Source organism: Paenibacillus guangzhouensis, assembly GCF_009363075.1.
Classification (GTDB): domain Bacteria; phylum Bacillota; class Bacilli; order Paenibacillales; family Paenibacillaceae; genus Paenibacillus_K; species Paenibacillus_K guangzhouensis.
The window spans coordinates 1,375,897-1,402,558 of sequence record NZ_CP045293.1 but is presented as its reverse complement, the minus strand read 5'-3'; the positions used below and the strand labels follow the sequence as shown (position 1 = coordinate 1,402,558).

At 49.9% G+C, this 26,662-nt stretch carries 24 protein-coding genes; 3 read left to right on the top strand and 21 right to left on the bottom strand.

From position 1 onward, the window contains the following. The first annotated feature begins 171 nt into the window (after positions 1–171). Both GCU39_RS06235 and GCU39_RS06230 read left to right on the top strand, forming a co-directional pair. Positions 172–1,788, top strand: coding sequence for an SWIM zinc finger family protein (locus GCU39_RS06235; RefSeq protein ID WP_152392720.1), 1,617 nt, complete (start codon positions 172–174; stop codon positions 1,786–1,788). Continuing rightward, the gene (locus GCU39_RS06230) at positions 1,785–4,754 is read left to right on the top strand and encodes a DEAD/DEAH box helicase (RefSeq protein ID WP_152392719.1); all 2,970 of its coding nucleotides are present in this window, start codon (positions 1,785–1,787) and stop codon (positions 4,752–4,754) included. Before GCU39_RS06235 ends, GCU39_RS06230 begins: the two co-directional genes overlap by 4 nt. Before the next feature lie 146 nt (positions 4,755–4,900). Here the strand turns inward: GCU39_RS06230 and GCU39_RS06225 are convergent, their stop codons facing one another. From GCU39_RS06225 to GCU39_RS06160, 14 genes are all read right to left on the bottom strand, one after another. Beyond that, positions 4,901–5,662, bottom strand: a complete 762-nt coding sequence (locus GCU39_RS06225; RefSeq protein WP_152392718.1) for a glycosyltransferase — start codon at positions 5,660–5,662, stop codon at positions 4,901–4,903. After that, positions 5,662–6,270: a TetR/AcrR family transcriptional regulator gene (locus GCU39_RS06220; protein WP_152392717.1), complete on the bottom strand. Its 609-nt coding sequence runs from the start codon at positions 6,268–6,270 to the stop codon at positions 5,662–5,664. Before GCU39_RS06220 ends, GCU39_RS06225 begins: the two co-directional genes overlap by 1 nt. A 216-nt stretch (positions 6,271–6,486) precedes the next feature. Then, complete coding sequence (locus GCU39_RS06215) at positions 6,487–7,593, bottom strand: aminoglycoside phosphotransferase family protein (RefSeq protein ID WP_152392716.1); 1,107 nt, start codon at positions 7,591–7,593, stop codon at positions 6,487–6,489. 136 nt (positions 7,594–7,729) lie between these two features. Next, the gene (locus tag GCU39_RS06210; RefSeq protein ID WP_152397109.1) at positions 7,730–8,692 is read right to left on the bottom strand and encodes an ABC transporter substrate-binding protein; all 963 of its coding nucleotides are present in this window, start codon (positions 8,690–8,692) and stop codon (positions 7,730–7,732) included. A 200-nt stretch (positions 8,693–8,892) separates the two neighbouring features. Beyond that, complete coding sequence (locus tag GCU39_RS06205; protein WP_152392715.1) at positions 8,893–9,936, bottom strand: hypothetical protein; 1,044 nt, start codon at positions 9,934–9,936, stop codon at positions 8,893–8,895. After that, complete coding sequence (locus tag GCU39_RS06200; protein WP_152392714.1) at positions 9,896–11,554, bottom strand: glycoside hydrolase family 3 protein; 1,659 nt, start codon at positions 11,552–11,554, stop codon at positions 9,896–9,898. Before GCU39_RS06200 ends, GCU39_RS06205 begins: the two co-directional genes overlap by 41 nt. A 19-nt stretch (positions 11,555–11,573) precedes the next feature. Continuing rightward, the gene (locus GCU39_RS06195; RefSeq protein ID WP_152392713.1) at positions 11,574–12,599 is read right to left on the bottom strand and encodes a zinc-dependent alcohol dehydrogenase; all 1,026 of its coding nucleotides are present in this window, start codon (positions 12,597–12,599) and stop codon (positions 11,574–11,576) included. Positions 12,600–12,668: 69 nt separating this feature from the next. Beyond that, entirely contained in the window at positions 12,669–13,472 is an 804-nt protein-coding gene (locus GCU39_RS06190) for an ABC transporter permease (RefSeq protein ID WP_152392712.1), read from the bottom strand. A gap of 12 nt (positions 13,473–13,484) precedes the next feature. Further along, positions 13,485–14,294, bottom strand: a complete 810-nt coding sequence (locus GCU39_RS06185; protein WP_152392711.1) for an ABC transporter permease — start codon at positions 14,292–14,294, stop codon at positions 13,485–13,487. Next, positions 14,291–15,286 carry an ABC transporter ATP-binding protein gene (locus tag GCU39_RS06180; protein ID WP_152392710.1) on the bottom strand — a complete coding sequence of 332 codons (996 nt, stop codon included), beginning with the start codon at positions 15,284–15,286 and terminating at the stop codon, positions 14,291–14,293. The genes GCU39_RS06185 and GCU39_RS06180 overlap by 4 nt, the downstream gene beginning before the upstream one ends. 59 nt (positions 15,287–15,345) lie before the next feature. Then, positions 15,346–16,521 carry a radical SAM protein gene (locus tag GCU39_RS06175; protein ID WP_152392709.1) on the bottom strand — a complete coding sequence of 392 codons (1,176 nt, stop codon included), beginning with the start codon at positions 16,519–16,521 and terminating at the stop codon, positions 15,346–15,348. Next, complete coding sequence (locus tag GCU39_RS06170) at positions 16,493–17,599, bottom strand: hypothetical protein (protein WP_152392708.1); 1,107 nt, start codon at positions 17,597–17,599, stop codon at positions 16,493–16,495. Before GCU39_RS06170 ends, GCU39_RS06175 begins: the two co-directional genes overlap by 29 nt. Positions 17,600–17,620: 21 nt before the next feature. Further along, positions 17,621–19,018, bottom strand: a complete 1,398-nt coding sequence (locus GCU39_RS06165; protein WP_152392707.1) for an ATP-grasp domain-containing protein — start codon at positions 19,016–19,018, stop codon at positions 17,621–17,623. Beyond that, the gene (locus GCU39_RS06160) at positions 19,005–19,280 is read right to left on the bottom strand and encodes an acyl carrier protein (protein ID WP_152392706.1); all 276 of its coding nucleotides are present in this window, start codon (positions 19,278–19,280) and stop codon (positions 19,005–19,007) included. Before GCU39_RS06160 ends, GCU39_RS06165 begins: the two co-directional genes overlap by 14 nt. A gap of 190 nt (positions 19,281–19,470) precedes the next feature. Between GCU39_RS06160 and GCU39_RS31370 the strand changes: the two genes are divergently transcribed. Further along, positions 19,471–19,887 (top strand): DUF6273 domain-containing protein, encoded by a 417-nt coding sequence (locus tag GCU39_RS31370; RefSeq protein ID WP_193726785.1) that lies wholly within the window; start codon positions 19,471–19,473, stop codon positions 19,885–19,887. Here GCU39_RS31370 and GCU39_RS06150 read toward each other — a convergent pair. The 7 genes from GCU39_RS06150 to GCU39_RS06120 form a co-directional block, all read right to left on the bottom strand. Beyond that, a complete protein-coding gene (locus GCU39_RS06150; RefSeq protein ID WP_152392705.1) occupies positions 19,871–20,473 on the bottom strand; it encodes a class I SAM-dependent methyltransferase in 603 nt (200 codons plus the stop codon). The two genes, GCU39_RS31370 and GCU39_RS06150, sit on opposite strands and share 17 nt — an antisense overlap. A 181-nt stretch (positions 20,474–20,654) precedes the next feature. Next, entirely contained in the window at positions 20,655–21,026 is a 372-nt protein-coding gene (locus tag GCU39_RS06145; protein ID WP_227793458.1) for a DoxX family protein, read from the bottom strand. 15 nt (positions 21,027–21,041) lie between these two features. Beyond that, positions 21,042–21,467 carry a DoxX family protein gene (locus GCU39_RS06140; protein ID WP_152392704.1) on the bottom strand — a complete coding sequence of 142 codons (426 nt, stop codon included), beginning with the start codon at positions 21,465–21,467 and terminating at the stop codon, positions 21,042–21,044. A 568-nt stretch (positions 21,468–22,035) separates the two neighbouring features. Next, a complete protein-coding gene (locus GCU39_RS32380; protein WP_321575628.1) occupies positions 22,036–22,911 on the bottom strand; it encodes an SRPBCC family protein in 876 nt (291 codons plus the stop codon). Between the two features lie 26 nt (positions 22,912–22,937). Further along, positions 22,938–23,402: a MerR family transcriptional regulator gene (locus tag GCU39_RS06130; protein WP_152392703.1), complete on the bottom strand. Its 465-nt coding sequence runs from the start codon at positions 23,400–23,402 to the stop codon at positions 22,938–22,940. 228 nt (positions 23,403–23,630) lie between these two features. Next, a complete protein-coding gene (locus GCU39_RS06125) occupies positions 23,631–25,370 on the bottom strand; it encodes a hypothetical protein (RefSeq protein WP_152392702.1) in 1,740 nt (579 codons plus the stop codon). Continuing rightward, positions 25,367–26,329, bottom strand: a complete 963-nt coding sequence (locus GCU39_RS06120) for a hypothetical protein (RefSeq protein WP_152392701.1) — start codon at positions 26,327–26,329, stop codon at positions 25,367–25,369. The genes GCU39_RS06125 and GCU39_RS06120 overlap by 4 nt, the downstream gene beginning before the upstream one ends. Between the last annotated feature and the right edge of the window lie 333 nt (positions 26,330–26,662).

Genomic DNA, 26,662 nt, shown 5'->3' with positions numbered 1-26,662 from the left:
ATGATATATTCCACAGATCATAAACCTTATCCTTCCAGTTCGATGCTTTACTCCGCCCCATACACAAGCAATTGCAGCCTGTCTCCTTAATTTAACCGGAAGCCCTGCCTTCTCTTCCGCAATAACTGGTATAATAACCATACGTCATATTTATCGGGAGAATTATAGACCATGCAAGTCATTCATCCTATCCCTGATGCGGAATGGAATGAACTTCTAGCCTACATCGGCGAGCATGTTCAAGACGTTACGCTTAAACGAGGTTTTCAATATTATAAGCAAAATCGCATCCGATCGATTGCTATGCCTCAGAGCCATCAGATCGAAGCGGACGTGAAGGGTAAAGAAATTTACCACGTTAAGGTTAACCTCAAGGATCTATCCGCCAGCCGCTGCAGCTGTCCAATGCGTCGGAACTGCAGGCATCTGATCGCCGCATTGCTATGGTATGCAGATCGGCAAGGCCGGTCGACCCACCAGATCATTAATGCCAAAATTCTATGGGAACTGAAAGGAAAAAGATCGGCGAATCTGCCTCGCAAACCGGTTCCTGCTGCCGTGGAACCACTCGAACAACGGAAAATCGAGGCAGATATTCGTACCATGAACGTCTCCGAATGGCACGCGTTATGGAACGATTACGTAACACCGTTCGCAAGTGTCATTCGGCACGAAGTGTATTTGAAGTCCAATCTGACGGCCATGAATGCAATGAACCCGAAGCTGCCGCCTCCGCTTGATCGCATTTATCTCCTGAACGCGTATATTTACTTATTGGGTAAAATTACGCAATCCAGTGGTCCATCAGAGTATGGTGCCGGTTACAAAACCCGGCTGGCACGTGAAGACGCGATGGATATGATTCACTCATTGCTTGGACAAGGTATATCGCTGACAAAAGAAGATAAACGCGCACGGATGCGGATCATGGAGACACTGGAAGCTGTTCGACAGCTCATCCGCAGCCATCCGCAGAACGAGATCATGATACAGATTTACCATCAATTGTGGCAGGATTGGCTCCGTCCAAATATGTCCGATACGCGGCCGTATATTGAAGAGTTAAGCGCGCTTAACGCTTCGATTCAAGCGAACAGTGGACGTTCGCAGCCTTACCCATGGCTGTATTTCAAAACTTTTATGCTCTTCTATCTGGCCCGGGATCAAGAAGCTTGGGAGATGCTGCGCGAAATGAGCCGCACGGTATTTCTCGCAACGTCGCATCTTACGCCTTTCTTCGAACCTCTCTATGAAGCCAAAGATTGGCCGCGGCTCACGTCGTGGCTGGTCGCGACAGGACCTATGCTGCGTAAATATCACAACGAGCAGTTTCAGTCGCAATACCTAGACTACTGGAATGGGATGCTGGGGCAATCACCAGATTCGGAGCCTCTTCTGTTCGAGACATTGGCGAAGATGCTGCCTTTCTCTCAAACCTACTACCAAGAGACGCTCTTGGCCTACGGAAAATGGGAGCAATGGATCGATTATCAGCTGACTACGGGAGGCGAGCCGCTCGAGTTCAGAGCTACGACGCTTGCACCGATTGAGAAGAACGCGCCGGAAGCCCTTCTTCCCTTCTATCACCAAGCCGTGGAACGCTATGTGCAGCAGAAAAACCGGGACAGCTACAAATTAGCGGTGAAATTGCTCAAGCGATTGTTCAGAATGTATAAGAAAATGAAGCAAGAGGAGCGGTGGATGCTGTTTCTCGAGGGGTTCATTGCACGCCACAGCCGTCTTCGTGCCCTGCAACAGGAGCTTCAGAAAGGAAATCTACTGCTATGAATGCTAGCTCAGAAGTAAATACACTGACCATTCACGTTAAAATAAATGATGGCGGTGATGCGCTAATTCATGGTTACTCGAACAAATACGAGGTTATGTCGAGTGGTTCACTGAAAGATCGGCTATTCGCCTATCATGAACCGTCCTTCTACGGGACGACCTTAACGACGCGAGTGACCCAAGATCTAGAGTTCGTGGAACTACCTGCCGAATATGTGCTATCTTTCTTTGCGCAGCTCCGGGTGCTGCAGCACGTGTCATGGCACTGGGAGGGCGATGCACCCGCTCTCATCAAGCTGGCCCCCACTCTATCTGCGATGATCGATGCAAGGCAGTATGTACCTAGTCTGACCTCGCATCAAGCAGGCAGGCTGCAGTGGGAATGGGAGAATGGCGAAATGGAGGAAGCCAGCCGCATCGCATTGAAATCTATGGTTGATACGGATTCTCTGTTGCTGAACGGATTGATGGCGACATTCTCTCAAACCGTATTTCAGCGGCATTATAGAGACGAAACTGAACTAACCGATTTGCGAAGAGAATATCCGCTGTTATTTGCCGAACCTGCCGCGCATGAAGCGGCCAACCATGAAGACGAGTGGCTTATCCGTATCGGATGGAAACCGGATACGACACCTTTCCGCCCTCTCCTACAGTTAATTGAGCCGGGGGATGACGAGCCCGCATGGCGACTTCAGCTCATGCTGCAGGACAAGCAAGATCCGTCGCTCCTCATTCCGGTTCAGCTCGCGGAAGATGGCCAGGCACACGGTGAATGGCCCGAAGCATGGACACACATTATTCGCGAACGATCCAGTGCTTGGCTCTGCCGTTTAAGTGCCGTACTGACGGAAGATCAGTTCGACCGACAGCCGGATCAGATCTTAGGCCAAGCGTTATCCGATGATGACGCTTGGCAATTTCTCACGTCGAGCAGCCATCGTCTGCTCGACGCCGGATGGCAGGTGCTGCTGCCCGCTTGGTGGGAGGAAGCTCGCCGCAAGCGACCGCGAGTACGCGCCATGGTCCAATCAGCGCCTAACGACGCAAGACCTTCGTTATTCGGTCTGAAGACACTGGTCGATTTCGACTGGCGGATCGCGATTGGCGACATGGAACTGAGCGAGCAGGAATTCGCGGAACTTGCCGCGCGAGGCGAGCGGCTGATTCAATTCCGCGGGCAATGGATTGTAATGGATACGGCACTGCTCGCACAAATTCGGCAGGCGATGCGTAGCGCGGATCAGCGGCGAGGGATGCCGCTTCAGACGATTCTGCAGATCCACTTATTGCAGGATCGCGCCTATGCTCAGCCGTCCGCGAATGCAGTAGAAACAGTAAGTCCAGAGGAGCAAATTAAGCTTGAGGTGCAGCTGAACGCGCAACTGCAAGAATTGATCGGACAATTGCAACAGCCGGGAGAATGCCCGGCACCGGCCATTCCTGCAGCACTGCAAGCAGAGCTACGCACCTATCAGCAAGAAGGCTTTGCCTGGCTTGCGTTTCTGCGGCGCTTCGGCTTTGGGGCTTGTCTTGCCGACGATATGGGTCTTGGCAAAACCGTGCAATTCATCGCCTATTTGCTGCATGTGCTAGAATTGGCTGCCGCAGCTCCGCAAGAAGATCGCTTCCCTTCCCTGCTCATCTGCCCAACGTCCGTTCTCGGCAATTGGCAGAAGGAGCTACGGCGATTCGCTCCTACGCTGAACGTGCTGGTTCATTATGGCGCTCATCGGCTGAGCGATTCCCGCTTTGCTGATGAAGCGAAGCAGGCCGACATCGTGCTTACGACGTACGCAACGGCTGCGTTAGACGTCGAGGTGCTCGAGCCGTATACGTGGGCATCCGTCTGTCTGGACGAAGCGCAAAACATTAAGAACGCCCAGACGAGGCAATCGCAAGCGGTCCGCCGGCTCGAAGCGCAGCATCGCATTGTAATGACGGGTACGCCAATCGAGAACAACCTCTCCGAATTGTGGTCGCTCTACGATTTCATGAATCCAGGCTACTTCGGTACGTTGCGCAGCTTCCAACACCAGTTCAATGTGGCTGTCGAGAGGGAACGCGACATCGCGCAGACAGCCGAGCTGCAGAAGCTGGTCAAGCCGTTTATGCTGCGGCGCAAGAAGAAAGATCCCGCGATCCAGCTTGACCTGCCGGACAAAAACGAAATGAAAACCTACGTCCATCTTACGGCAGAACAAGGCGCGCTGTACGATCAGACGGTTCATCAGCTGATGGAGAGTATGAAAGAGTTGGAGGGTATTGAACGGAAGGGCGCGATTCTCGCCGCACTCACACAACTCAAGCAGCTGTGCGATCATCCCGCTCTTCTGATGAAAGAAGACGCAACGAAGGCGGATAGCGAAATGGAGGGCGATGCGACAATGGATATGGAATCGATCATTGCACGTTCCTCGAAGCTGGAGCGCTTGGTCGAGATGGTGAAGGAACTGCGGGAATCGGGTGATCGTTGTCTGATCTTCACCCAGTACATCGGGATGGGCCGGCTGCTGAAGCGCGTCCTCACAGCGATACTACAAGAGCCCGTGCTCTATCTCCATGGCGGAACGCCCAAGGCTGCGCGAGACCGGATGATAGAACAATTCCAATCTGATGACCTGCCCGCTACGGACCAACCGCATGTCTTCATCCTCTCGCTCAAGGCTGGCGGGGTCGGACTGAACTTAACGGCGGCCAACCATGTGTTTCACTTCGACCGCTGGTGGAATCCGGCCGTGGAGAACCAGGCGACGGACCGTGCCTACCGCATGGGACAGACGCGCGACGTCGAGGTACACAAATTCATTACGATCGGCAGCTTGGAGGAACGGATCGACGAGATGCTGGATCACAAGCAAGCGTTAAGCGACCAAGTCATTACGAGCTCGGACAACTGGATCACCGAGCTCTCGACGGAAGCGCTCAAAGACCTGATCACGCTGCGTCGGGATATTACAGGGTAATCATATATCGAGTCATGGCGTGTACTTATCACGCCGCCTATACAACGATGCCGCCTTCATCTAGGCGGCATCTGGCGTTTAACGACTTATATAAAACGTTGACTCCTTCTAAACCACCGGTCGATGGCGGCCTGCTTCTCTATCTTCTATCGAACTTGATCCTCGTAATAGGCTTCATCGGCATATTTCCGGTCTGTCCCTTTTAAGTAAGCCATAATCAATTGCGGACGCTTTACTAGGATCCAGTCGCCGCCTTGATCGAATTTGCGGCAAGAGGTAATCATTTGCGCTTTCTTGATCGTGCCGTATTTCTTCCCGTTTTGACGCCCCCATTGTTTTAGACGCAGTGCAAAATCAGCATCTTCCGCCATCAGAATCTGATCGTTGAAACCACCGATCGCATCGAAATCCCGCTTATAACACCAGAAGATGCCCACGGAGATCGCCCCGTATTTGAACAACAGAGGAATGATCAACATGATCGTCGATACGATGATTCCTAACGACACCCGTTCGAATTTAGCACTAACCCCTCCGCCAATATATAATCCGGTCTCCAGATGACGATCCATCTCTGATAACATCTTCGCCGTCATCCGGCTGTCCGCATCGATCGTCACGAGGATCTCGCCCCGAGCCATACTCGCGCCCGCATTGCGGATTTGGGATAGATTCTTCATATCGTTCTTTACAATGACGCAGTTATAATCTCTTGCGATCTGCTCTGTGCCGTCTTCACAACGATTGAGCACGACAATGACTTCAACCTGTCCAGGATAGGCTGCTGCCGCTTCGGTGATCGAATCCAAGCATTTTCCAATATATTTCTCCTCGTTATGTGCTGGAATGACGACGCTGAATTTCACATATCCTTCTTCTTGCTCTCCAATGAATGCGTATGCCCCCATTATCGTTTCACCTCATGGTCTGGATTTGCCAAGCCTTCGAGTATTAACCTAGTTGCATTCCGGTACAACTGTTTCATCGCCGCCTTATCCATCATACGATAACTGTCACTTAGCCCTGAATAGTAGCTCATAAGGATGTAAGCCAGCTCTTTCGGATTTTCATGCCTGAATTCGCCGCTAGATACCCCTTCCGCAACCAACGTCTCAAATCTTGCAAGGTATCCCATAAGGATCGCCAAAAATTTCTGACCAACCTCTGATTCTAGACCAACCTTGGCTATAAAATCTTCCCCCGCTTTGTTCAGCGGCTTCTCTAGCGTGTCTACGAAATAGTCGGCATATGCGTAGAGCTTATCTATCGTGGTCTCATAGGATGACGAACGTTCGTCCCAAGCCTCCCAAGAATGCAGGAACGCTTCTTCGGCCAATTGAACGAAGAGATCCTCCTTGCTCTTAAAATGATAGTACAAGCTTCCCTTGCTATATCCCGTCACAGCGCAAATCTCGTCTATCGATGTCGCGGTATAGCCTTTATTCGCAAATAAGCCTCGTGCTGCGGTAATGATATTTGCTCTGGTTAATTCGGCGTCGTATGCTCTTCGGCGCAAGACGTCCCACCTCCCACCTTTCACCCTTCACAAAATACCGACTAGACGGTATGTTTAAATTCTAATCAATTCAGGAAAATAAATCCAATGTATTTTTTGTGACAAATGGAATAAATGACCACGCTTCTCAAAAAAGGTTCGATCAAGTAACGCTTAGTCTTGCATCATAAGAATAGGGCCCTGACGGGTGCTCGTCAAGGCCCTGTTCTTCCTACCTCATTCCATTCCGATGATGCTCTCATTCCTATTGACGATTTCATCCCTAAGGGACCATGTCTCATCCGCCATCGTCAGCAAAATCTCAGCAACTTGCAATAAATGACGGTGCTCGTCAACTTGATTCGCAATAGCACCAGCTTCCAAGCGCTCGAGTAATTTGTCGATGACCATGACAAATCTCAGTGCAGCCGTAGCCGTAAACCCGAAGCGAGCAAGCTTCGGGTCGCCAACCCAACCTGACGCTTGAAGTCCCTGGAGATAGGAAACAAAAAGCGTTTCCTTGTAATCTTCAACCTGTTCTATTGGAATTTTCTTCTTTAATAAGGCATAGCCGAATAATCTGCCAAGTTCTTCACCGACGCCTGAAATACTGGCGAATTGCCAGTCCATCGCTAGGAGTGCCTCATGACCGTTTCGTTGAACGAGAAAAATGTTATCCCAGTGCGCATCTTGATGGGCAAGTCCGCGAGGCAGTAGATCTAAAGTATCCAGCAAGTCATTTATTCGGCTTCGATGCAAAATATATCGCTCCCACATCGCCTGCTGCTGGACATGGCGTTCCCAACGCATGCGTTGTTCCTGCACGGGCTGGGCGTACGCCATACAGACAGCAATCCACGAACGCATCCATTGCCGACATAAGCCGAGATCCGCATTGGAAAGACGAGTTGCATGGACATCATCGCCATTGAACCTTCCTAGCAAATAGGCAATCCTACGCATCCGATCGAGATCCCAATCGCTCGTCATTGGGTCAACGTCAACATCTTCAAGCCAGATCCACACGCTTCCATCCACGTGTTCATCCACGGCGTAACAATCTGGCGCATGGATTACGGGAGGAAGCTGCCGTAACATACCTGAACGATAGACCAGCGCTTCACGTTTCCAATAATAATAATGATCGATACGATTTCGCGTCGCATCGGGTTTTAACGTCTTTAGAATCAGGTTTTTTCTGATTCCCACATGGTTGTCGTCTTGCACGGAGCAGGATACGCGAAAGACCGAACTCTCTTCTTTTGCTTTGCCTAGTGGTTGAAGATCCCACGACACGAGGCGCAACGCACGCAATGATACGATTCGTTCCAACAATGACTTCATGTACGGAAATGTAATTGAAGGAGGATTCCCCCTTTGCTTAAGCTCTGACATACGCATCCCACCTAATTGACATTGGTTTTCTTGTTCATTTCGGTAAGAGCAGACAGAATCCCTCTTTCCTCCATCCGGAGATCTTCTACTTCCCAAGTGCCTTCATGATTTCTTCGATGCCGTCGATTTTGGCTAACGCCATCGGACCTGGAAGCGAAGGATCTTTCAATTCGTAGACATGATAGTTCGCCACAGCTTTCAGGCCGTTCCACACTTTGTTGTCCGCGAGCGCCTTCATGACGCCTCCCTCTACGGGGAATTGCCAATTGTTAATGATGAACAGATGATCTGGATTCAGCGCAACGAGGCTTTCCAAGCTTAATGGCCCGTCTTGCTGCGCCTCTTCCACTCGCTTCAGTCCGAGTCCGACATAAAAGGGATCGAACCGACCATCCCGCCATGTAATGAATTGTTCCTTCCCGCTATACATCGCGAACATGACGGACTCGTCTTGACGGAACGCCAGCTTCTGCTTGTACGCCTCGGATTTGGCATCGAAATCGGCTAACACGTTCTTCGCGTAATCCTCCTTGCCGATCACTTCCGCGATCTGCTGGAGCGTCTCTCGCCAATCCCCGGCCTGCGGGAAAATCACGGTCGGCGCAATCTGCGATAACCGGTCGTATTGATCTTTCATATCGTCGGCTGCGATAATCACATCCGGTCCGGCCGCCAATAATTTCTCCATGTCCACCTCCATGCCGAGATCCATGATCGTTTTCCCTTCGATATGCTTGCTCAGATTCGGAAAATTCCGCTTGATGATCTCGATCCCTTGCGCCGCGATCGGATATTCGTCCAACACAGCCAAGTAATCGACGAATGCGATATACGGCGTTGCGATTTTAACGGGACGGGCTGGGATGACCGTCTCGCCATTCAAATGTTTGATCGTTCTCGGATAGTCGGTTGAGGCTTGTGTCTCCTCCGCTTTGATTGCCGGCTTATCCGCCGGTTTGCTGACGGATTCCTGTTGCGTTCCGCAAGCCGCTGTCATTCCCAATAAGGCAATCAGCATAAGTCGTGATAGAAATTTGAACCCCCGCATAATCATCCACTACTTTCCCCTGTTTTTTGTAAGTAAAGCGAATCCTCACATTGGCCGGCACAATGTAAATGAGATTCATTATCAATGGGGTAATCATATCTTGGGGTTGCGAGAGGTTTCTACCCGCAGCGGGATTTCTTTGCTGGTTTGCGGGAACGTCAATCCGGCCCGCTTCATAAGGGAAGCGGGCCGGGCATGAATCAGCTTTCGAGCAGCGTGATCAGTTTTTGCAGGAGGACAGGTTCTTCGTCACGGAATTGATCGAACCGCAGCCGCAGCCGCGCAAAGATCTCCCGATCTTCCCTAATTTCATGGCGAATGTATTGATCCCTGAGCTTTAGCGCCCTTTGGGTCAGATCCTTGTACCCTTTCACGAGCTCTTCATCGTAGGAGATCAACCCTTGCTCGACCAGATACTCGATCCGCTCACTCATCATTTTTTTGTGCTCCCATAGCACATGCAAATGCCTTACATCGTTACGAGATCTGAGGCGGGTATCGCCATGCTCCACGGCATCGTAGTACATTTGCATATAGTCGTATACCTTGATGCCGAAGGCTTCTCCTTCATCCGGGTTGTAGTTGATCCGGTTCAGATGGGTCTCCCCGTGCAAATAATCCTGCAGCTGATCGATTACAGCCGTCTTATCGAATGGATAAGGAGAATGCGGTTCATATTTGTAAAAATACGTATGATGGTCGGCCGTGATCTTCTCCTGTAGAAGATGTCGCATGGATTGGACAGCATCCTGGAACTCTTGGAAAGAAATCTGCATATTACGGTAAACTCCCGTACGATCGAACATGGAGACATCGAATACCCGAGTGTCCTCATCGAAACCGTACAGAAAGAGGTGATGAGGGAACGGTTCTTGCCGATAAGAAGCCGCCGGTGAAAGCCTTGACTCATCCAGAAACACGACGCAATAGTAACCGCTACGAATCTGATTCGCGATGAATTGCGGCCAGTCGTCTAAAACCAAGCTCTCCATGATCGTATAATTGACGGAGCAGGTGAGAAGAAACGGGTTATTGAAGTTCAGTTCATTCGGCTTGCCCCGGAAAAAATCAAGGAAGTACTGTCTGCCGTCCGTAAGAAACCTTTTGGTGCAAGACAACTGGATGAAGTTGCTGTAATACCAAGGAATCGTCTCTTCATGGGCACTGGTGATCGATAGCGTGTAGGCCCATCGCAAAAACCCTTTAAGTGGCGGATCCTGCAGCGGAAGCTGAACGGCGTTCATCGGCTACTCCCCTCTCTGTCTCATGCATCGGAATCGTCACCGGAAGTGTGCCGATTGGTTCCGTGATCCCCATCAGAACGCGGGATAACGCCTGCAGCGTATCCGGATGATGCTCGTAACAAGCGAGACAGCCCCTCGCTTCCGGAAATGCAGCGAGATCAACGGGGTTTCGGAGGGAGACCGGAATGACTTTCCCCCCTCCCGCCAACAACCGGCGAACCAAAGCTGTCTGCCCGGGATGACTCGACGTATGGAAAATGCCGGCGATGATCTGTCCATATCCCTCTGCTTCGGTGGCCAGGGCTTCGATCTCCTCAGGACTCGGATTGCGCCCGTAGACCTGTTCCGTCACCTTGGCCGAGATCAATGATCGCAGAAAACTTCCGAGAGAGGCATCGTGTGCTGGATCATCCTCGGATTTACAAGCGGCCGTGATTTGCGGCCAGAGCACGAGCGTATCTACCTCGGGAGACAACTGGCAATCGTCCGGATCACGGCTGATTGCCGTAATACTCGCCTCGCGAAGCCGTTCGATCGTCCGGCATGTGCGCGGATGCTCCAGCAAGTTCCGCGTCTCTTCCCAACTATGCTCCCGCATGGATCCGAGACGGCGCTCCTTAAGGCGAAGAAGGCGTGCGACGGAAGCGTCGATCCGCGCTTCGGTCAGTCGCCCGTCCGTCACGGCGCGTTCCAGCGAAGCCACGGCTTCGAGTTGGCTAGCGTACGTATGGCTGACGAGGAGCAGGTCCGCCCCAGCCAACACGGCCTTGACCACGGCCTCCCCGACGCCGATGCCTTGCGCGACGGCGTTCATCTCCATGCAATCGGTTAAGATGAGCCCGTCGTAACCGAGTTCTTCACGCAGCAGTCCCGTCAGAATTTCCCGAGATACAGTAGCCGGAATCGGGACACCTCCGGTGAGCAGCGGAATGCCGACATGAGCGGTCATGACGGCTTCCGCTCCGGCCGATGCCGCCCGCTGGAACGGCACAAGCTCCACGGCACGTAGCCGATCTAGATTATGCCTCACGACCGGCAGCTCCGCGTGGGAATCCGTCTCCGTGTCGCCATGCCCGGGAAAGTGCTTGATCGCGGAGACGATACCGCCATCCTGGAATCCGCGCATGGCGGCAATGCCGAGCTCAGAGACAAGTTCGGCATCGTCGCCGAACGAACGGACATCAATGATCGGATTTCGCGGATTGACATTAATGTCCACCACGGGCGCGAAATTCATATTGATCCCTAAAAGCCGCAGCTCTTCGGCTGTTCCTTTGGCAGCTTCGTAAAGCAGCTCGGGATTGCGCGCCGCTCCCATGGCCATCGCGGCGGGCAGCTGCGCAATACCCTGCCTGATCCGGACGACCATTCCCCCCTCTTGATCCGTTCCGATCCAGAGCGGGATGCCCGTCGCCTCCTTCGCGATCCGCTGCAGCTGCTGTGTTAAAGCCAAGGCCTGCTCAGGACATTCCAGATTACGAGAGAATAACACGATTCCCCCGATGAAATGGTTTTGCAGCATGTCGTATATATTCGCATCCGGCTCAAAGCCTTCGAACCCAGCCATCAGCAGCTGGCCGATTTTCTCCTTCAGCGTCAGCTCATGCATTGCTTTCATTCGTGTCCCTCCTCAGACATTACAATTGTGTCCAGTCGAACAATACGCCCATGGCATCGGACCTGCGCCCGGCGAGTCGGGAATAGACCGAGTCTGCATCGAGCGGGCTCACCGTCTCGGTGATGAGACTCGCGACATTTAGTCTGCCGTCACGGATCGACTCGAAGATATACGAATTCATATCCGTCTCCGTCCAACCTTGATAACCTCCCATCATCCGGCCGTGAATCCCCAGAATGCTGACCGAATTGAAGACGACCTTCGGCCCGATGCTCTGCTTCGACGGCTCTGTCGAGTCTCCGAGCAGGATGACTTTGCCGAGATCACGAGTCAGCTGCGTACAAGATGACAACACGGCGTAAGATCCGGTCACATCGTAAATCGTATCCAGCATTTTGCCTCCGGTCCGTTCCTGTATCGGTTCGAACGCTTCGTCCACCGGGAGATTCAACAGATCCGTCGCCCCGTTCCTCCGGGCGAGCTCCAACCGATGGCTCTCCGGCGCGATCGCGATAATCTGCCTGGCGCCACTCCGATTCAGATATTGGATGACCAGCTGGCCGATCAGCCCGAGACCGACGACGCCCACCCGTTCACCAAAGGCATGCTCCGCACGCAGGACTCCCAGCAGCGCTACCTTCGCAATCTGCGTGAATACCGCTTCTTCATCTCGGATCCAATCGGGAATCAACGCAGCATCCTTCGCTTCCGCGAGGAAGAACTGACGATGCCCGGCCGGGCAGATGATCCGGTCACCGGCCTGGATTCCGTCCACGCCTTCTCCGACCTTCAGCACTTGTGCCGCCATGGAGTATCCCGGATAGAACGGGTACCGAACCCAAGTCGACCAGACCGTTCCCTCGTCGAAACGCCCCTTCAAGCAAGCTAATTCCGTCCCCGCGCTAATCAGCGATCGGTTCGCTGCGCACAAAATTTGTCCTGGCCCAGGTTCCGCCACCGACTCCTCGATCACTTCGATCCGATTCGGCTCCTGAAATACGCAATTGAACGAGCTGCGGCCTTGCGTTGTCTCAATATCCGGCATGCGTGATCACTTCCTTTTCCAAGTGTAGATTCGAACTTCCGATCCATGATATATTGCACAAGCGCCGCCTTAGCTGCTCGCGCTGGCGTATGACTTCACGGCATGCTTCCAGAGCAGCCGAACGGCTGCGAATAACATCGCCGAACCAGCCATCGCATAGCCTACATGGAGCCAGTTGATCTGCCCAAGCAGAAACATCGGCCCAAAATTAGTAATCAGGAATAGAGGAATGACAAAGGTACCGATGCGGCGAACCCAAGACGGATAAATCGCCATCGGAAAATTGTTGGCGTCCCAGACGGCGTGGGCAATCTCTGACACGGAGCCCGTCTGGACGAACAGAAACGACAGCAGTGCTGGGATAATCATCACGCAATAGGTAATCACGACGGAGACGAGCAGCAGCAAGGCAAAGCCAATCAGCTGCAGGAATGACAATGGAATAGCCATGGCATGCCAGCCGATCACGATCATCACAAAACCGACCAGAATATCAGGAATAGGCAGCGCCAGATCGACGTAACGCAAGGATGCCATGAATTGGAGCGACACCGGCTTCGTCAGCAGAATATCCAGTGAACCGTCTTTGATGTATTCAGGAATTTTCATGAAATTCGTAAAAAACAAGCCGACATAAATGCCCGTCGCGACCGTGTGCATGCCGATGAAGAGAAGCAGTCCCTCCGGAGGGATGCCCTCCACATGAAGGTCGGTACGGAACACGACGAGCACGTATAACATCTTCGCGAGAAGGTAGACGGATTCCACAAGGATGCTCATGATGAAATTACCGCGAAATTCCATCTGAGCGATGAGGCAATTTTTGATGAATATGCCGTATAGGCGCATGTATTTCCTCACGGTCTTCAACATATATCGTCTCCGCTACCCCCCAACCGCCGAATATTTCTTCATGGCCACGCGCCACGTCAGCCGGGATAACCAGAAGAATAGCCCAATCCACCCGCACTGCCAGAGAAGCCCTTGATACATTGCCGCCGCTTCCATTTTGCCGCTGAGAATGTTCACTGGAAAATAAATAGTGTATGGAAAAGGCGTGAACTGAAGTGCCTTCACAACCAGCTCCCCGAAGATCTCCAGCGGGAACATGCCGCCGCTCAAAATGTTAACGAGCAGACTCGAAATGACGAAAAAATACGAAATCTCATGCAGATAGAACGCGCTCGCACAGATGCAATAGGCGATCAAGAAATTGAGGATGAGCGCCCCCCATAGCGTCATAGCGAACAAGATGAGCCTCGTCATCTGGGGATCGAGCACGCCCCTGATCGACGCAATCCAGATGATCACGACGAGCAACACAGCCGTCATGCCGTAATAGATCGCTTTTTGTCCGAGAAAGGTTACCAGCCGATAGCCGAAATAACTGACCGGTTTGATCAGATACTTGTTCAGTCCGCCATTCTTGATATCGTCGGCAATCTGATGTTCGAACTGGGTGGCAATCAGCTTGGACACCAACCCTGCCAGGATCGTATACAGAATGATCTGGCTGTACGAATAAGAGAACAGCGCCGACTGACCTGAATGACGATAGACCGCCGTCCAGATGAAATATTGAACAAGGATCGGGAACGAGGCGCCGAGCAGGCCAAGGAAGAAGTGAAGCCGATATTCCATCGAATGCTGGACTCCCATCGAAAATACGGCTGAATATAATCTACGTCTATTCATCCGATGAACGCTCCGACGGGTTCCTTGCCGTAGAGCATCGAGATGCTCTCCTCGATCGGTACGTCCTCGATCGTCCAGTCCAGAATTGGAAAAGAATCTAGCACGGCTCGCGACACTTCCTTCAGACGGTATTTCGGCAGCTCCAGCACAGCGTTGTATTCGTCTATCGATACGATTTTTCCGAACTTGGCTAATCGGCTCTCGGCGACAGGTTCGGAGAACTTCAGCCGAATAATTTTCTGCTCGCCAAATAAATCGTTGATGCGGTGAAGATCCCCGTCATACACTAGGCTTCCGTCATGAATGATGATCGTTCGCTTGCACAGGTCCTCCACGTCCTTCATATAGTGGCTCGTGAGCAGCATCGTCGCACCGTATTGCTCATTGTAGTACTTCAGAAACGCCCTGACTTTCTTCTGGGAAGGAAAATCCAGGCCGATCGTAGGCTCATCGAGATATAGCAGCCGGGGCCGATGGATCAGCGCTGCGATCAACTCCATTTTCATGCGTTCGCCAAGAGACAGTCGGCGTACCTGCACGTCCAATAAATCCTGCACTTCGAGCATCTCCGATAGTTCGGCAAGATTCCGTCGGTAGAGATCATCGTCGATGTCATAAATGCATTTATTCAAATAAATCGACTCGCTCGCGGGAAGATCCCACCACAGCTGGTTTTTCTGGCCCATGACGATCGAGAACAACCGTTTGAAGTCATTCTTCCGCTCCCACGGCACATAACCGAGCACTTGCACATCCCCGCTCGTAGGATACAGGATGCCCGACAGCATTTTGAGCGTCGTGGTCTTCCCTGCCCCATTGGGCCCGAGAAATCCGACGCACTCGCCGGGGCCGATGTCGAAGGAGACGGATTTGACCGCTTCCTTCAACAGCGACTTGCGGGCGAATAAATTTTTCAGCGAATGTTTGAGGCCTGCTTGCTTCCGGTAATACACGAACGTTTTGTGCAGCTCCCGCACATGGATATAGTCCACCCTTGCTCCTCCTATACGTATACCTCTGTTGTTAATTTAGGCGCCAAATGTTTAAACGCTTAAACTCCATTGTTGTATAGCAGCACGCATTTCGAACAAATCGGCATCAGGCCGCAGGCCAGTACCTCGCGCTGCTTGCGAAGATCATCGCCATGGAAAATATCCGCCACACTGTCTTCATGCAAATTGCCGACGCTGAATTCCGGGAAAAATTTGCACGGATTGACTGCGCCGTCCGGCATGACGTCCATCCGGTTCGAGATCGAAAAACACTGTGTGCGATTCATCGCCGGCTTCTCGCTGCCTCGGATGAACCCTTCCACCTCTTCGGGCTCCAGCGCGGGCTGATAGCGGACGCGAACGTTCCAGACGCGGGAATTGACGCGGTTCAACTCTTCGATCAATGTGTCAAAACGATCCGGCGAGATATGGAACGTGAAAGAGTGCCAGCTATTCTTGTGATGATCTGCGAAACGAGAGGCAAGGTGCGGGAAATGGGTATCGAAGTAAACGTCCATTTTCTCCGCCGTATCGGAAGGGATATACCAAGGGAAACAGAAATACACGGAATCGACGCCCATACCTTCGAAAAATTCCATGAAGCTGTAGAGCTGGCCGACCATCTGGTCATTGACCGTCAGCGCGATGGATACTTTGCCTTTATATATACCCTGCTTCTGCAAATCGAGCAGCAATTGAATGGAATGGATAACTTTCTTGAATGTGCCTTTACCCCGAATCGCGTCGTTCTCTTGCTCGAAGCCTTCCAGACTGATCAGCATGACCAAGTTCTCCGACATTTTCAGAATGGCATCCAGCTTCTGTTCAATGAGAATCGCATTCGTACAAATCGTCGTGTACCGTTCTTCTCGAGCTAGCAGCTCTGCCAGTTCATCGAACTTGGAGTAGAACAACGGCTCCCCGCCCCACAGGAACACGCGCGACTTGCGTTCTCGCGTCTCAGCTAGTAGTTTCTCCACGATCGGAATGTCGATCTCGTCGTTCTTCACTTCCTTGGCGAACCCGTGATGGAAGCCCTCCGGGTTCCACTCGAAGCAATGTTTGCAGCGCAGGTTGCAGCCATTGTTAAGCTTGATCCCGATCTCGTATGGCACAGGTGCCGCATAAGCCGGATCTTCCCGGCGTTTCCTTCCTGTTTCCGCTAGCGGAATCAGGGTTCTTTTCATATTGCGGAATGTCAGTTGGTCAAACGTAACTGCTGTTTTCGGCTGCATAGGTATTCCTCCCATAATGGCTGATCGTCGTGCGCGTCTCCAGTAGACGACTGCAAATCTCCTCAAGTAATCGTTCCGAGAAATCCCCGGCCTTCCAATCTGCATAGCGGATACCAAAACCACAAGCTTCCCAATAGGCGGCGTTATGAAACTCATGGTCGCCGAACGGTTCCAACATGACGAAAGGAATGCCGAACGCCAATGAGTCATTGAGGGTCGCTCCTCCCGGCTTGCTGATGACCGCTGCGCAATTGCGCAGCAGATCCGTATACGCGGCATAATCCTCCATGGGATACGTTTGGAGTACGCCATCCTTGCGTAGATAACGGACCATCGGCGGGAACGTATGCCGCCCTTGCTCGTCCCGGCTCCACGGGTCCCAAGAGGGTTCCGTTCCATAGTAGCGCGTCGCCCCATCGTCCTCCTCTACCTCGGCTGGATCATAAACGATCACGTCAAGCTGGCGTCCTGCTTCGCAAAGTTCGCGGATCGTCCCCGCATACGTGCCGATTCCCCACCCTCCGCCGTGAATCAATACGCGTCCGGCGCGCTGCGCATAAGGCAGCGGCTCAGCTTCGTCCGAAGCCATGTAGAAGGCTGGCGTCCGCTTCGTAGGCGCATAGCACCAGACGTTGTCATAACGCGGGTACACTTCCTTATGTACCTTGAACGATGGCGTATCCCACGCATCCATCCGAATCAGCCGAATATCCAGAGGGTTGTCGGCCACTTCCTTATAACGCTCCAGGATCGGCAGCCAGAAGCCGGTAAATACGGCGAATTGGGAGGCACCATCCCGCTTCCAAGCGTGCAACATGTCCCGAACTGCCGCCTCATCCAGCGATGCGTCCACAGGCTTGGCCAGCTTATGACCCATCAGAGCCACGGCGAAATTGGCGTGGAATGCTCGTTTGGTGGACCTGATTTTGTTCCGGACCTCTTCGTGGTACAAGTTCTCCAGGACATGCACGTCAGTGTCGATGCCTCTGTCCTGCAGGTACGTGTACAAATGCATCGCAGGGATGTATGCGCCAAGCGAATTTCCCGACGCCAGCAAGTGAATCGATGATGAGTTCATGGCCGCCTCCACATTCCAGATTTAGTTATATACTCGAACGGACAAATCGGAGAGCAGCTGCCGCAAGCCTCGCATCAGTTCACCGCGGTGTTCGTCGTCACGCCCCACCACCGAGACGTACAGCCGTCCCTTCGGGATGCCCCGCCTGCCCTGGCTTCCCTCGGCCATACGGCGTCGGCTCAGCAGCTCGTTCACCATAACGGTGTTGGAAGAGAGCGGCATAATCCCGTATCCGCCGGGAACTGCCAACAGAAGACCGGATTCGCTCAACGCGCGAAGCAATCGCTCGAACACGAAGCCTTCCGGAAGACCAATGGACAAGAACGTCAGCCAGCCGGCAAGATCGTACTGCTCCCAGACTTTGTCTACATACGCGTTAATCAGGCCCATGGATTTGCGGGCATTGATCTCAACGATCGGTACGACTTCCCCGTCCTTCAACAGCATGGAATCGAAGCAGACGAATCCGCGATAACCGTCGTCCGACAGCAATCGGAGCGCTGACTCCATCACGCCGAAATAACCGGCGTCTTCCAGCACGCGGATTAAGGTCTCATATGCCTGGATCGACCCGCCGTAATTTTGCTGATGATTCATCATCCGTTGGACCGAGATGAAGTCGATCTCTCCGCTCGCTCGAATGAACCAGTGCGAACTAAAGTCGATTTCTTTACTCAGCAGAGGCTCTAGCAAGAAGTGGGAACGTAATCCGTTCGCCTCCTGTTTACGCAAGTGATCCGCGATTCGACGCTGCATCGTCGCATTGTCGATGAGCAGGTTCCCCTTCCCCGATACGCCGAAAGGATCTTTCACCAAATACGGTCCATCTTTCAGCAGAATGGTTCCAACCTCCTCCATTTCCGAAGCGCTACTCGTCTCCGTGCCGTAGCGCTTTTCGCCGATGGTTGCCAGAAGCCGATGAGAGTAGATTTTGGAATTGACCCGAACGACCGTCTCTAGGTCCGGCAAAGGATGAGATCTGCCCGCCGCTTGAAGGTAAGCTGCCGTATCTGCCGTGATCGCGTACGGTGACAAGGCCGCTGCATGCAACTCCCTATCCGCTAATCCATCGTTGGCGCCTTGATCTAGCGCAAGCCTGAACATGCAGCGCTTGAATACGTCCTGTTCTGGCAAGAGCTCCTCTTCATCGTTCAGATCAAAGCGATAACGGGCACGAAAAGAAAAACCCAAGCCGTTCAAGTACGTTTGAAGTGCCGGATCGATTTTGCAGCGGCTATAGAGGACATCGTCAGGTCCGCAGAATGGAAAAAGCAGCTCGTCCATGCATAGGACAATCGATTCTCTGTCCGGATCGGGCATCGAAGGCAGCCGGGCCAAATTCGGATCTCTCCAGCGCGTTTCGGGATCGAAGGAACCCATCACGAGTTGCGAAATCGCGACGGCTCTACTGCTTAACATCTTCGTACAATGGCTGCTCTTGTGGCTGGCACCGATTCAGAAATGCGATAAAAGTATGGATCGACTGGAGATGTTCGTAATCGAATTGATCGTAATCAATGACCACGTTTAATTGTTCTTCGACTTTGAGCATAAATTGAATCATTTGTAGGGAATCGAGGCCAATATCGTTGTTCAGATTCATTTCGGGGGATAAGGATTGACGGAGTTCCGGTTGGTCTTCCTTGATAGAGCACAAAATGTCTACGATTTTTTCGTACATAGTTACACTCCTTTACAAGATTAAGATAAGAAGGACGACTGAATTCTTGCGATACCAAGTCTATTAAAAATTATGTCGGCCGCCAATTTACCTCCTTTTACCATAATTAGTATTATTATCTTCATCATGTTAAAATCTGTCAATAACAAATACTACACTTGATGCACTTTAAAGATTTCCTATCACGAACTTGTCTGGTAGACCTGTACTGCAAAATTCGGGTAAAGAACTGTTCATTCTGAGCGAGTATATTATGGACTGCAGGCGGTATCACGGTGAATATGTCGATATTACATGGCGTGACTGTGATTTGCGAAAGTGGCTGAACGATGAAATTTATCAGGCCGCGTTTAATGATTCCGAGAAGAAAATCATCAAGTCTACGCATTGCGCTGACAACGGGGAGGGTAGTGTAAATACGGAGGACAAAGTTGTTTCTTTACTCAGTGTTACAGAGGCGAAAGAGCTGACCGATCAACGTAAAAAAGCTAGAGATAATTATGCGCCCCGCTCTAACAATTCATCTTCAATGATAGAAAAAGCGGGGCCACCAACGGGCCTCTTGCCTCAGACCGACGGTCTTTTATATTTTATTTTTGTAAAATGAGCGCCTGAAAATGCGGTTTCCCCTCTTGTAAAGGAATCGTATGAAAACTTAATTCATTGAAATAAGTGCCTGCCAACGTTCTGATGGAACGATCAGAATAGGATGCGAAGAAACGTTTAGGTTCGCACCAATCGTCCTCCCACACGCCCTCTGAATCGATCCCACCATAAAGTCCCATATAAAATAACGCATCGGGTTTCATGATTCGTCGTATTCCAAGAAGTACATCTTCTATTTCATGTTTGGGCACATGTAATAGACAATTTAAGGCATATACAGCATCAAAGGTATTGTTTGCAAAATCTAAATTGTAGAAATCCATGACATATGCTTCGAGTCCCTTCGCCTTGCAATAGCTGATCATCTCATTAGACAAATCAATGCTGATGACGTCAATCCCATGTTCTTTGAAGTACAGACTATCAATACCAGTCGCTGCGCCAATTTCAAGTAATGTTTTTTTATTCGATGATCGTAACTGATGAAGGAATTTTTCCCTCTCGGCCACTTTCCACTCTACTGGTTTGGCATTGACCCTTCGATGCGAATCCAGATCATAGGATTTAGAAAGATTTATTTTATCCATTTGTCACCTCGGTTAAGTCGTCTATAATACTGACAATAAATGTGTTTTCTACATATTACCAATCTCAACAGAGTATGTACATCATGTTACACTTTTTACTTCATATACACAGTTTGTTGCGCCTAATCAAATGCAAAAAACTCTCCATGTCTGGAGAGTTCTTTTTTATAAGTACTACATGTTATATAAAGGGATGCGGCATTCCGTATTCATGCACGACCACGAGAGTGGCTGCAATCAAAGTAATCACCGAGGCTGGAATCGCTTGTGTTACAGGATGTTTAACTCTGAAATGTGTAAGGCATGCCACAAGCATTGTGATGCCAATCCATATGCCTGCCCATGCGGCCGCTGCCGGATACCAGTATCCGATAACAAGTCCGACTGCCCCGACGAGTTGAACCAACCCAGTAACAACCCGAAACCATTGCGGCAGATGTAGAGACTCGAACATTTCAACAAAATTTTTCGCACCAGCCAGCTTGCTTCCGCCACCAAAGGCCATCGTAACGAGCAGAAAACTTTGTAAGATAACTGAAATAATAACCATCATTATTTTTCCCCCTCCTTATAATTTGCGACTCTTCGGACGCAGCGCCCACGAGGCGATGTTTAGTGCAGCATAGAAAAGCGGAAGCACAATATTAAACCCATAATCCCCATAATCGTTAGCAAACACATGAGACAAAGCCGCACCAGTCATTAAAAAGAAGATACCCGCATGAGCCCATTCTTTAAGCCGAGGCAAACCTGGGATGATGAGCGCAACAGCTCCTAGCACCTTCCATATCCCGAGAATGGTCAAGACGTATACAGGGTAACCAATATTCTTCACTAACTCAACGTTCCCTCCTAACTGCATCAGTTGCCCGATACCACTTAATGTTATAGCTGCTGCGAGTAAACCAGTGACTGCCCAATAACCAATCATTATTCCTCCTCGGGACTGGGTATTTACTTTCATGGTTGGATCAACATGGATCGTTTTACTCATTTTGTTTCCTCCTCATCATTGATTATTGAAACTTATTCAGGGTTAAACATGCGAAGTCACTAATTTATTATCGGACACCATTTGGTGTCGGTTTGATTATAAGACACCGTTTGGTGTCCTGTCAACCGGTTTTTTCAACTCACAAAAAACAACCGTTCCCCAGTGAAATACCAGGAAACGGTTGCGATTGAACGTTGCCGCTTGTTTATTAAGAAGGTATAACGAATAACAGATGCTCTATTCCTGGAGCAAATAAAGTTGCCGTAGTTACACTTACGATAGCTTCATAATCATTAAGATTTAAATAATCCATAGCATTGATCTGTAAGCTGATACCATAAGCTCCATTTAACATAATTTTAGAGTATGTGTTCTCTGTCAGATTTTATTTTCCTTTGCTGTAAATTGTTTTGTCTAGTCCCCATATGAATGTTTAAATTTCAAACACCTTCCTTAATTTAGAAATTTCCACAAAAAAATTTATACGTTAATTGGAAAAGGTTTCAAAATAACAAAAAGGCCTGGTATAAGAACCAAACCTTCCGTTATGTATAACGATCTCTTCAGCTTACTCGGACAACCTCTTCATCAGTGATCCGAGCCTATCTAAATTTTGTTCATTCGCTTCTTCGCTAATCGGTTTGAGCTTGATGTATTCTTCCTTTGTCTCGAAAGTCTGCCGAAAAGTAACCTCTGTTCCACTGCCAACATCCTCGAATGTAGCCGTTAGAATAAAGTGAGGTTTGTTGTCGTGTCTCAGTACAATACATTCAGGACCAATTTCATGGAAAACGCTTCGGTTCGGGAAGTCGGCTCCGTTAGGACCATGCATTGTATATTCCCAGACACCTCCAGGTCTTAAATCGAAAGTATGGAACGTATTCGTGAAACCGTTAGGTCCCCACCACTGGGCAAGGAGTTCCGGTTCCGTCCAAGCTCGGTATACTAAATTACGAGGGGCAGCATACTTACGACGAGACACGAGTTCAAAGTTGTCTTCGTTACTTTCACCAAGGGATTTTCCGAGGAGTTCCAGCATTTCCCTCGTTCCATGCTCACGTTGTTCCGGCGTATCGTGCCCGTCGAAAAACGTTGCCTGTTCTGTAAATGTCAGTTTGATTCCCTCTGTGGTCGGCTTTAACTCAATAGTAGCGATGGAAACCGATATCCTGACTTCACCTTGATCTAGACTATACGAATATACCAGACGTTCATTAGGCACGATTTCTTGGTAAAAGGCCTCAAATGTATATACAGGTCCGCCTGGAGGCCCCCCTTTACTCATTTCTCGTCCACCGACGCAGAAATCGAATACCTCGGCAGGCTGGAACCAGCGTGCTTTCGCGCTTCGATCCGACCATGCAGCGAACAACCGTTCCGGAGAGGTACGGTAAATACGTTCAATTTGGAATGTCGAGTGAGTCGTAAATCGTTGATTCATCATGAAATCCTCCTCTAAGAGAAATCAAATCATTCGTTTATAAAATCTCCAAGCAGATCGAAACGATGTTCCCAGTTCAAACGGTGTTCAATGATAAACTTTTCATGGCTTATCTTCATCGTTTCCAGTAAAGAAATAAATGCATCAACGGAAGGTGGTTTCTGTTGGTTCATTCGTTCAGCCACACGTTCGAGTTCAGCCAAAAGCTTTTGTTGGGTTTTTATATTTTTCCGGATCCTATCAATCTGAATACCCACAATATCGGACGGAGTATGGCCTTGCAGCACCTTTTGAATTTCTTCAAGCGATAAGCCCAAATCTTTGAGTGACAAGATTTGTTGCAGCCTTCTGATATCGGCTTCATTATATAACCGATGGCCGGTTTGCGAATGCCCTGACGGAGAAAACAAGCCGATCTGATCGTAAAACCTTAACGTTCGGACTGTAAGTCCGGTTAATTTGGCAAGATCCCCCACTTTCCAATTCTGCTGCATAAACCATTCCTTTCTTGGGCGCTAGCTGATTACCGGTGTCTTGAGTATAAAACGTGACGTTACGTAAGGTTCAAGAGGTTTTTTTATAGTTACCCTCTGGATCTTTCAGATTTTTCACAATCTCTCATTTTCGCGACGCCCAGATCTAAAAATATAGTACCACACAATTGGTAAAATAAGGTCATTAATTCATGCATGTCTACGTGTTGTCATATCCTTCAAACGTGATTATTCCTGCTTCTTAATCGTCTCCACTTCTACCACCGGGATATTCACCATGAGATCTCCTACTTGCAATTCCTTCGATTCATTGTAGATTCCGATGATCGTCACCATCCCTAGCGAATAGGAGAGGTCCCCTCTCAATTGCAAGTAGCTGTCCCCCATCTGGGCGTATACGCCGGCATCACCGACGGCGACAATGTTCACGGTGAAGCGAACCTTCATGTGCTGATATTGCCATAAATTCTCGACAGCAATATCGGTAAATTGCTGCACGATTCCTGCATATTGGTACGTATCGTTCACGAGCGCATAGATGGCGACCTGGTCTTCCGCCTCTGCCTGCACGTGAAGTGTGCCGTCGGACTGTACCTCATATCCATCCGCTTCGAATTCGAATAACGGCTGCAATCGTTCGTTCTTCACTTGATAAGCTCCATACCACGCTTTGCGGGAAGGCGAATCCGTCTCCACGATCAGGACAGGAGACTTCCGCGTGCTTAATTTCTCTTCAATTTTAACGCTTCGAATCTTATTCCCTTTCGGTACAGCGTTTGATTTAAGGATGGAGACATGGTCATCACGATTCAACGTCCCGTAATAGAGAGTATTCATCGCATCCGTAGCGATCACGTAGACTTTCACATCGAAACGGTCTTTTCCGCCGCTTACCTGTTCATAGTTCACCGCGCTATCGACACCTTGCAGAATTCGCACAGGATCTGCTGCGGTCCACGCGGACGTTGCATCCTGAATCTCTTGCTTTGTATCTTGGTAGACCGCCAATCCCTCATAGATCTGAAGCGCTTTTTGGAATTCTCCGTCACGGATGAAGGTTTTCGCGCTTCGCATCCATTTTCGTATTTGACTCTGAATATAGACTTCCACTTCTGATTTACCTGGCCTGGACTTCGCATATTCAACATAACGCTTGGCATGCATGGCAAAGTCGGCATAGCGCTCTTGACCCACATCGTTCCGCAAAAATACATGGACGAGCGCATCGACTTTCTTCGGCATCCAACTTGCTTTCCATTTTAAGCCGTCATAGGTCTTCTGCATGGTGGTAGCTTCATGCAATAAAGTCTCGTATTGGCCCGCACTTGCGATTTGATCCAGCTTCTGTTCATCGTACTTCTTGAATTTCGCCGACAGAATATCCGCACGACGTCCTTCCCGCTTGTAATAGACTTCAGGAATCGCGAACAAGTTCGATTTGAATCGCTCATCCTCATAATTCTTATGCTCGAGGTTGGATGCCATCTGTTCATAGAATCTCGTGATGAACCTATGGAAGGATTCTTCGATCTTCGCGGCGATTTGCGTCGATGCCGCAAGCTGTTGATAGTAGACGGCATATGGATTCTCTGCATGGGCATACGGGGCTTTAAAGGTCTGGTAGGTCGTATAGGCGGTCATCAGGCGTTCGATATCATCATTCCTCGCAATCTGCTCCAATTCTATATTCAGATTCGATAACGTCTGCTTCATCTCCGTGATCGGTGACAGCGCCCGTAGACGCTCGGATATCTTATCATCCTGATACTGAATCCACCGATTATTCCATGCATCCGTATAAGCGGCTTCTGCTTCTACCAGCTGCTTGTTTGCCAGCAATCGATCAGCTTTCGCGATCGTATTGATTTTGTGAAAGATAAAGACGCCTTTAACTCCGATGAGGACCAGAACCACCGCGCACAAAAAAATCATCAGATTTCGAGGGGTTATCGCCCGAATGATCGTCATATAGAGAGACTCCTTTGGCTTTTTTGTTGAAAGTCAGGGTCCCATTGGTATTTTTCCGTGTAAATGCGCATGACTTCATCCGACAACCGCCCCCAATCTTCGTTCGGATATTGTTCGATCATCTGGTAGAGGCGAAGGAACCGATCTTTGGGCAGATTATGCGCATAGCGTCTAACAAGACCAGAGTAGCTGAGAACGTAATGTTTCATCCGTACGGCGGCTCCAGCAACGGCTGTCAAGATGTCCAGCCCTCTGTCCTGACCCATAATTTCCGGCTCGAAAGCCATGATATATTGAAAGGTACGGTCTTTGATCAGATTGCGCTTGATCTTCGCAAGCTCGCCGATATAATCGACTAGCACGGGTTCATGTCTGCGCACTAACAACGGTTCAAGCTCTAAATCCATATCTTTGCGAAGCAGAAACGTCTGCAGCAGCGTCAGCTGCCGAATGCGTATCATGTCATTGTGCAATAACGTACCGATTTCTCGCAGCATTTCGTAACAACGCTGCTGATCGGTATCCCAGTGATCGATGGCCGCTTTGTAATCTTCAATGATGCCGTCTTGAATTTTTTTCTGATTGGCATCGAATAGCTTACTTAATGCACGCGTACACTCTACATCCATCACATTGCGCTGTACGATCCATAGGATGCCGATCGCCACGATGGTGAGGATGCCGCAAAGTCCCATTTGCAGTAACGTGCTGCTTAAGAAAATGCTTACCAGACCGAGACACACGGCAACGAGAATCACCGTATGCATGGCATGCTTTGTATTGCGCATAGCTTGTTCTTCGACAGGAATCAGATGAGGTTTGCCGCATTCCGGGCAAGTCATGTCTCCTAAGATCGTGAACGCATGGCATTTCTTGCAAATCTTAAGCTTTTCATATCGATATTTCGTTTTTTCATAAGGCTTCAGAAAGACTGGGGTCTTTGAATTTGACTTGTTCATGCTCTATCACGCTCGGTGTTCAGGATACCCAGCAATTCTTTGTCGATGGTTGCCGGATCTAATGATTTATTTCGGTGCCAGACGTATTGAATGCATTTTACAATTACAAAGAGAAACAAAATTCCAATACTTACGTATGCAAACATAGTAGATTCCTTCCTTTATCACAAATGATCGAAGTGCGAGATTCTGCAAAAGTTGAAGTTCAATGCCTTTAACTATATCATAATGAAAGCTTCAGGTTTCTAGCAATATTCCATCTATTTTTGTATGATATTCTATATTACTAGTTTATTTTACAATATTTTCATGCCGTTCTTTCATCTCTCATTA

Excerpts from the sequence above, each read along its gene's own strand:
- GCU39_RS06235 (WP_152392720.1), top strand. The coding sequence starts at position 172 with ATGCAAGTCATTCATCCTATCCCTGATGCGGAATGGAATGAACTTCTA.
- GCU39_RS06230 (WP_152392719.1), top strand. The coding sequence starts at position 1,785 with ATGAATGCTAGCTCAGAAGTAAATACACTGACCATTCACGTTAAAATA.
- GCU39_RS06225 (WP_152392718.1), bottom strand. The coding sequence starts at position 5,662 with ATGGGGGCATACGCATTCATTGGAGAGCAAGAAGAAGGATATGTGAAA.
- GCU39_RS06215 (WP_152392716.1), bottom strand. The coding sequence starts at position 7,593 with ATGAAGTCATTGTTGGAACGAATCGTATCATTGCGTGCGTTGCGCCTC.
- GCU39_RS06210 (WP_152397109.1), bottom strand. The coding sequence starts at position 8,692 with ATGCGGGGGTTCAAATTTCTATCACGACTTATGCTGATTGCCTTATTG.
- GCU39_RS06205 (WP_152392715.1), bottom strand. The coding sequence starts at position 9,936 with ATGAACGCCGTTCAGCTTCCGCTGCAGGATCCGCCACTTAAAGGGTTT.
- GCU39_RS06200 (WP_152392714.1), bottom strand. The coding sequence starts at position 11,554 with ATGAAAGCAATGCATGAGCTGACGCTGAAGGAGAAAATCGGCCAGCTG.
- GCU39_RS06195 (WP_152392713.1), bottom strand. The coding sequence starts at position 12,599 with ATGCCGGATATTGAGACAACGCAAGGCCGCAGCTCGTTCAATTGCGTA.
- GCU39_RS06190 (WP_152392712.1), bottom strand. The coding sequence starts at position 13,472 with ATGTTGAAGACCGTGAGGAAATACATGCGCCTATACGGCATATTCATC.
- GCU39_RS06185 (WP_152392711.1), bottom strand. The coding sequence starts at position 14,294 with ATGAATAGACGTAGATTATATTCAGCCGTATTTTCGATGGGAGTCCAG.
- GCU39_RS06175 (WP_152392709.1), bottom strand. The coding sequence starts at position 16,521 with ATGCAGCCGAAAACAGCAGTTACGTTTGACCAACTGACATTCCGCAAT.
- GCU39_RS06170 (WP_152392708.1), bottom strand. The coding sequence starts at position 17,599 with ATGAACTCATCATCGATTCACTTGCTGGCGTCGGGAAATTCGCTTGGC.
- GCU39_RS06165 (WP_152392707.1), bottom strand. The coding sequence starts at position 19,018 with ATGTTAAGCAGTAGAGCCGTCGCGATTTCGCAACTCGTGATGGGTTCC.
- GCU39_RS06160 (WP_152392706.1), bottom strand. The coding sequence starts at position 19,280 with ATGTACGAAAAAATCGTAGACATTTTGTGCTCTATCAAGGAAGACCAA.
- GCU39_RS06150 (WP_152392705.1), bottom strand. The coding sequence starts at position 20,473 with ATGGATAAAATAAATCTTTCTAAATCCTATGATCTGGATTCGCATCGA.
- GCU39_RS06145 (WP_227793458.1), bottom strand. The coding sequence starts at position 21,026 with ATGATGGTTATTATTTCAGTTATCTTACAAAGTTTTCTGCTCGTTACG.
- GCU39_RS06140 (WP_152392704.1), bottom strand. The coding sequence starts at position 21,467 with ATGAGTAAAACGATCCATGTTGATCCAACCATGAAAGTAAATACCCAG.
- GCU39_RS32380 (WP_321575628.1), bottom strand. The coding sequence starts at position 22,911 with ATGATGAATCAACGATTTACGACTCACTCGACATTCCAAATTGAACGT.
- GCU39_RS06130 (WP_152392703.1), bottom strand. The coding sequence starts at position 23,402 with ATGCAGCAGAATTGGAAAGTGGGGGATCTTGCCAAATTAACCGGACTT.
- GCU39_RS06125 (WP_152392702.1), bottom strand. The coding sequence starts at position 25,370 with ATGACGATCATTCGGGCGATAACCCCTCGAAATCTGATGATTTTTTTG.
- GCU39_RS06120 (WP_152392701.1), bottom strand. The coding sequence starts at position 26,329 with ATGAACAAGTCAAATTCAAAGACCCCAGTCTTTCTGAAGCCTTATGAA.